The organism is Acinetobacter sp. AS5, assembly GCF_048957595.1.
Taxonomy (GTDB): domain Bacteria; phylum Pseudomonadota; class Gammaproteobacteria; order Pseudomonadales; family Moraxellaceae; genus Acinetobacter.
The window spans coordinates 1-6,179 of sequence record NZ_JARDAL010000090.1 but is presented as its reverse complement, the minus strand read 5'-3'; the positions used below and the strand labels follow the sequence as shown (position 1 = coordinate 6,179).

The 6,179-nt window shown below is 39.9% G+C and carries 6 protein-coding genes; all 6 read right to left on the bottom strand.

Annotation, left to right across the window (positions count from 1 at the left end):
- Nucleotides 1–231: 231 nt before the first annotated feature.
- A complete protein-coding gene (locus PV763_RS16870; protein ID WP_000241027.1) occupies nucleotides 232–1,524 on the bottom strand; it encodes an NAD(P)/FAD-dependent oxidoreductase in 1,293 nt (430 codons plus the stop codon).
- Nucleotides 1,525–1,543: 19 nt separating this feature from the next.
- Entirely contained in the window at nucleotides 1,544–2,374 is an 831-nt protein-coding gene (gene fghA / locus PV763_RS16865; RefSeq protein ID WP_000376303.1) for an S-formylglutathione hydrolase, read from the bottom strand.
- Nucleotides 2,375–2,447: 73 nt separating this feature from the next.
- Nucleotides 2,448–3,779 (bottom strand): DUF3422 family protein, encoded by a 1,332-nt coding sequence (locus PV763_RS16860; protein ID WP_000657000.1) that lies wholly within the window; start codon nucleotides 3,777–3,779, stop codon nucleotides 2,448–2,450.
- A 34-nt stretch (nucleotides 3,780–3,813) separates the two neighbouring features.
- The gene (gene gfa / locus PV763_RS16855) at nucleotides 3,814–4,392 is read right to left on the bottom strand and encodes an S-(hydroxymethyl)glutathione synthase (protein ID WP_001289504.1); all 579 of its coding nucleotides are present in this window, start codon (nucleotides 4,390–4,392) and stop codon (nucleotides 3,814–3,816) included.
- A 75-nt stretch (nucleotides 4,393–4,467) separates the two neighbouring features.
- Nucleotides 4,468–5,577, bottom strand: a complete 1,110-nt coding sequence (locus PV763_RS16850) for an S-(hydroxymethyl)glutathione dehydrogenase/class III alcohol dehydrogenase (RefSeq protein WP_000842133.1) — start codon at nucleotides 5,575–5,577, stop codon at nucleotides 4,468–4,470.
- 58 nt (nucleotides 5,578–5,635) lie between these two features.
- Nucleotides 5,636–5,911, bottom strand: a complete 276-nt coding sequence (gene frmR, locus PV763_RS16845) for a formaldehyde-responsive transcriptional repressor FrmR (protein ID WP_001146646.1) — start codon at nucleotides 5,909–5,911, stop codon at nucleotides 5,636–5,638.
- Nucleotides 5,912–6,179 lie beyond the last annotated feature (268 nt).

Sequence of the window (6,179 nt, the reverse complement as noted above, 5' to 3'; positions counted from 1 at the left end):
GAACCCGATACACCTGAGAAAACAACAAGTGCATTTCTTGGGATAGAAACATCTACATCCTTAAGGTTATGCTCACGCGCACCTCGAACTTCAATACAATTATTAGATAAAGTAATGTTATTGGGTTCACCAAAAGAATGTGTTTTCATGTTTCTACCCTCTATCGCTTAAAAAGTCGTAAGCTAATAATTATTAAAATATTTTCTATTAATTCCTAAAATTAAAGTTAGCTTAATTCTTAGGAATAGATTTACTAATATCTTCTTTTCTTACATTTGTGATAAGTCTTGAACCACGATAACCCACACTATGATTCCACAACCAACTTAAGGCAACGTTTAAACGACTTTGCACACCAATCAAAAAGTAAATATGTATAAGTTTCCAAAACCACCAAGCGAGTACTCCTTGTAGTTGAAATTTACCCATATCAACAACTGCGCGACTACGTCCAATTGTTGCTAGATTACCTTGATGATGATATTTAAATGGCTCTTTTATATCTTTGCCTTTTAATCGATTATCAATGGTTTTCGCAACATATTTTCCTTGTTGTTTGGCGGCTGGTGCTATACCTGGTACTAACTTACCATCTTCCATAGTAACTGCCGCGGTATCACCAATGACGAAAATTTCAGGATGCCCTGTCACAGTTAGATTTGAATCAACCAACACACGCCCTGCACGATCAGATTCAACATTTAACCAACGAGCTGCTGGAGATGCTTGTACGCCAGCAGCCCAAATAATTGTTTTTGCAGGTAGCTGTTTTCCATCATAAACAACACCATCTTCTGAACAACTTGTCACTGGTGTTCTAAGTACAACCTCAACACCAAGTTGTTCAAGTGCCTGACGGGTATAGCTAGACAACTTTTCAGGGAAAACTGATAATAAACGTGGACCGGCTTCAATCAATACCACTCGAGATTCACGAGGATCTATCAAACGAAAATCTCGAGATAACGTATCTTTTGCCAGTTCTGCAATAGTTCCTGATAGCTCAACTCCCGTCGGACCACCTCCAATGATCACAAATGTTTGTAAAGCCTTTCTTAAGATTGGATCTTTGGTACGTTCAGCTTCTTCAAAGGCAGCCAGAATTCGTTCTCGAATATTTGTTGCATCCCCCAAGGTTTTTAAACCTGGTGCAAATCGCTCCCATTCATCATGACCAAAATAAGCATGAGTAGCACCTGTCGCAATAACTAAAGTGTCATAATGCAACTTTTCGCCATCATCAAGAACAACTAGTCGGCTACCCACTTCAATGCCCTGCACCTCTCCCATTAAGGTACGGACTTCAGGACGGTTTCGAAAAATATATCGAATAGGCCAAGCGATTTCAGATGTTGATAAAGATGAGCCTGCGACTTGATACAATAATGGTTGAAATAGATGGTGATTTCTTCTGTCGATAATAGTTATATCGACATTGACACCAGCGAGACTATTTGCAGCCTCTATCCCTCCAAAACCAGCTCCAATAATAACAACACGATGACGTCCTGTAGACTTTACCATGAGTTTATCTCCCTATTTCCTAGCACTTAAGAGCTAAAGCATGATGCACAATATGTGCACGAATAAAGCTCGCAATGAAGTAATAACTATGGTCGTAACCTTCTCTTAGGTTTAAAACTAAAGGGTGATCCATTTCAGTACATACTTTTCGTAGTCTTTCTGGTTGAAGTTGGCTATCAAGAAATTCATCCCCTAAGCCTTGATCAACTAATAATGGAATTTTATGAATTGAATTCTTAACTAATTCAACAGTATCGTATTGTTTCCATGATTCCTGATCAGCTCCTAAATAAGCATTGAAAGCTTTTTGTCCCCAAGGAACTATGGATGGATTAACAATAGGCGAAAAAGCTGATACGCTCAGATATAATTCGGGATTACGTAAGGCAATCGTTAATGCCCCATGTCCTCCCATTGAATGACCACTAATACCGCGTTTTTGTGACGCAGGGAAATGAGCCTCAATTAGCGCTGGAAGTTCATGCACAATATAATCATACATTTGAAAATGTGCAGCCCAAGGATCTTGAGTGGCATTCAGATAAAATCCAGCACCTTGACCGAGATCATATGCAGGATCGTCAGCTACATTTTCTCCACGAGGGCTAGTATCTGGTGCAACAATAATAATTCCATGTTCAGCCGCATATTGTTGCGCTGCAGACTTCGTAATAAAATTTTGTTCTGTGCAGGTAAGACCACTGAGCCAGTACAGTACTGGTAATTTATCTTGATGCACCTGAGGAGGCAGATAAATAGCAAATTTCATCATGCATCCGAGTACTTCAGATTTATGTTGATAAACGTCTTGCCAACCACCAAACATTGCATGATGTTCAACACGATCCATATCGTTTTCCTTATTACAAAAAAGTTGTGATCTCCCTTTATTTTTAGAGAGGTCTTGTTTGTCGTTAAAATGATTATTTTTCTGGTATTACATCACTATGCTTTTGTCTAATCTTTCGCATTGTCCACCAAATAGAAAACATCACTAACGGTACTAATATCGCAATTGTGAATTCAGGCGCTGCTATATCATGAACTGAAGGTATACCTTTCACTAAATATGCAAGTAAACTAACAACATAATAAGAAATCGCAGCAACGGATAAACCCTCTACCGTTTGTTGAAGGTGTAATTGTTGTCTAGCACGATTATTCATTGATGTGAGCAAATCTCGATTTTGACGCTCTAACTCAACATCGATCCATGAACGCAAAAGAGAAATAGCACGTGTTAATTTTTCAGAAAGAGTAGCTTGGCGTTCTTTAACAGATTGACATGTCCTCATCGCTGGAGCGATACGACGCTCAAGAAAGTCGTGCCATGTGCAATATCCAGATATAGACTTTTCTGAAAGTCTATTCAAACGTTCTTCAACGAGTTCATAATAAGCACGACTGGCGCCAAATCGGTAAAGATTCGCTGCCACATTGGCTTCTAGTTCAGTTGCAAGCGTCGTAAGTTCAAATAGCAGTACATCATTATCACGTCTTAATTCTGTTCCTTTATTCATTTCATCAGTGATCGCGGCAAGCCGTAGCTCCATCTGACGTAGTTCAAAGGTCATTGTTCGAATTAATGGCAAAGCAAGTAATGCCAATGTTCGATATGTTTCAATCTCTAATAAACTTTGAGCAAGTGCGCCTGCACGAGCCTCTGTCAAACCACGATCAAGAATAAGAATCCGGGTCAGACCGTCATTATCTTGTCTGAAATCAGTCAAAATAGCTGCTGTTTCATTTTCTACTAGTGAATAGCACAAACTGACTGTATCAAAACGATTTACCAATTTTTCAGATTCAGTAGCCCATGGCAATACTTGCAAGCAGATACCTGAGATAATTTCACCTGGTGGAACAAAGCCATTTTTAAATGGATCTTCACCTTTAGGCAATCCCGTTGGTACATCTAGTTCTGCACACCAAAGATATGTGGAAAATTCTGTGTGTTTTTCACAATGCAAATTTCCTTCATCCCAAGTCAAACCATGAAGTGGTGATTCTTCTTTTTGAGTTTTTTTCAAGCCAAAGCGATCTGATAGTTCATCCAGCGCAATTTGGTCCTTGCTTGGATCTCCCTCTGTCAAGAAAGCTAACTGCAATAAGTTTCGTGGAGCTTGTATTAATAAAGGTGGACGGGCATGTACCTCTCCCACAGCCCTCACTCGATCTGCATGTGCTGGCATACCATATACAAATGCAGTCGAGGAAGTTTGTGGGGTCGTTTTGATAGCGGGTTCTTCTTTCATCACGACCTCAGTTTTTCAAGTTTAATAAAGAGAATTAAGCTTCTTTATACGTTCCTTTCTGCTTAGCTGAATGTGTAGCTAAAGCATCCATTAAGCCCGGTGACAAACAATCATAAGGTTCAAGTTTAAGTTCACGTAAACGATTGCGGATAGCATCCATATTTGATGGAGGAGTTCCACTTTCAATCACAGACGAAACAAAAGCTGCAAAACCAGGAGCAGACCATCCTTCTTGTGGAGAAAGCTCCGTATGAACAAAGTCTAAACCGTAGAATGCATGATCTTTATTTTCGATACGACCAAAAAGGTGCGCTCCACATTCACGACATGCGTGACGTTGAATTGCAGCATTCTCATCAACAATATGAAGCTTTTGTGGATTTGCTACAACGCTTACTTTGTCACGTGGTACAACTGCAATTACAGCGAACGTAGCACCTTCTGGTTTCCAGCATTTAGTACATCCACAAGCATGGTTATGCAATGTTTGAGCACCAACCTCAACTTGAACTTTATCCGTTGAGCATAGACATTCTAAGATTCCACCGTCGAAGTTTTCTTGGCTTGGACGGATCCCATGATCAAGAGAAGGGTGTATATGAATTTCGCTCATTTTACTTTCCTTAAGATGAATTGATCGACATGGTGTGAAATTCACACCATGGATTTTTAATATGAGATTAGTTAATTAGTACTTAATAACCGTACGGATTGACTTGCCTTCATGCATAAGATCAAAGGCTTTATTAATATCATCAAGGCCCATTGTATGGGTAACGAAAGGAGCAAGATCAATCTCACCTTTCATCGCATCTTCCACCATTCCTGGAAGTTGTGTACGACCTTTAACACCACCAAAAGCCGAGCCTTTCCATGTACGACCAGTCACCAACTGGAATGGACGAGTTGAAATTTCCTTGCCTGCACCAGCTACACCGATAATGATCGATTGTCCCCAACCACGATGAGCCGCTTCTAATGCTGAACGCATAACATTCACGTTACCAATACATTCGAATGTATGATCAACACCCCATCCAGTCATTTCAATTAAAACTTCATGAATTGGTTTGTCATAATCTTTTGGATTAAGACATTCAGTTGCACCAAATTGACGTGCCAAGTCAAATTTAGCAGGATTAGTATCAATTGCTATGATACGACCAGCTTTTGCCTGACGTGCACCTTGAAGAGCAGCTAGACCAATACCACCAAGACCAAAGATTGCTACCGAATCACCAGGCTGAACTTTTGCAGTATTATGAACAGCGCCAATGCCAGTAGTTACACCACATCCCAATAAACAAACATGTTCTGGGTTTGCATCTGGATTAATTTTTGCAACAGAAACCTCAGCAACCACGGTATATTCACTGAAAGTTGAACATCCCATGTAATGATAAAGAGGCTGACCATTGTATGAGAAACGTGTTGTTCCATCTGGCATTAACCCTTTACCTTGGGTAGCACGAACAGCAACACAAAGGTTAGTTTTACCAGATTTACAGAATAGGCATTCACCACATTCAGCTGTATAAAGCGGAATAACATGGTCACCTGGCTTAACGCTGGTTACACCCTCCCCAACCTCTATAACAATGCCTGCACCTTCGTGCCCAAGTACAACTGGAAATAATCCTTCTGGATCGTCACCAGATAAAGTAAAGGCATCAGTATGGCAAACACCTGTATCCGTAATTTTAATTAGAACCTCTCCCTTACGAGGCGGTTCAACGTCAATCTCAACAATTTGTAGGGGTTTCCCCGGCTCAAAAGCAACTGCTGCACGTGATTTCATGATGTCGTTTCCTTAGACCAAATGTAGTTTTTGGCACCGAACATCAAGTCGGTGCTGATTAACGAAGATACGATCTAACGATAGAAATAGTTTCGTCAATTGACTTTCTTTGAGAGTTAGTTCTAGTTTCATTATCTGGAAATTCTTCTCGCAAATAACTTTCTAGTACAACCGCCATTAAACCATTTACAGCCCCACGGACTGCGGCTAGCTGATGAAGAATTACACCACACTCAGTACCTTCATCAAGTGCCTGCTCAAGAGCAGCGACTTGTCCTTTGATACGTCTAACACGAGTAAGCGCTTGTTTCTTCTCACGATCATTGTATGGCATATATTCAACCTTCTCTCATTTAGATTTAGTCATCATACTATACTCTCTTATCGTTAAACTCATAATACTATACCCCCCCATGGTATAAAAGGGGTAAATTAAAAATAATTAATATTTTTTGAAGAAAATTATCTTTTAGTTCTCTGTACACGACAAATTTCACAGAACCCTTATCCTATCAGGGTTCTGCCTTCTTAAAATTGCCAAAATTTCCTTAAACTCTTCTTTTTTCCCAAAACCAATTAAACGCTGAATCGCCATTTGAACA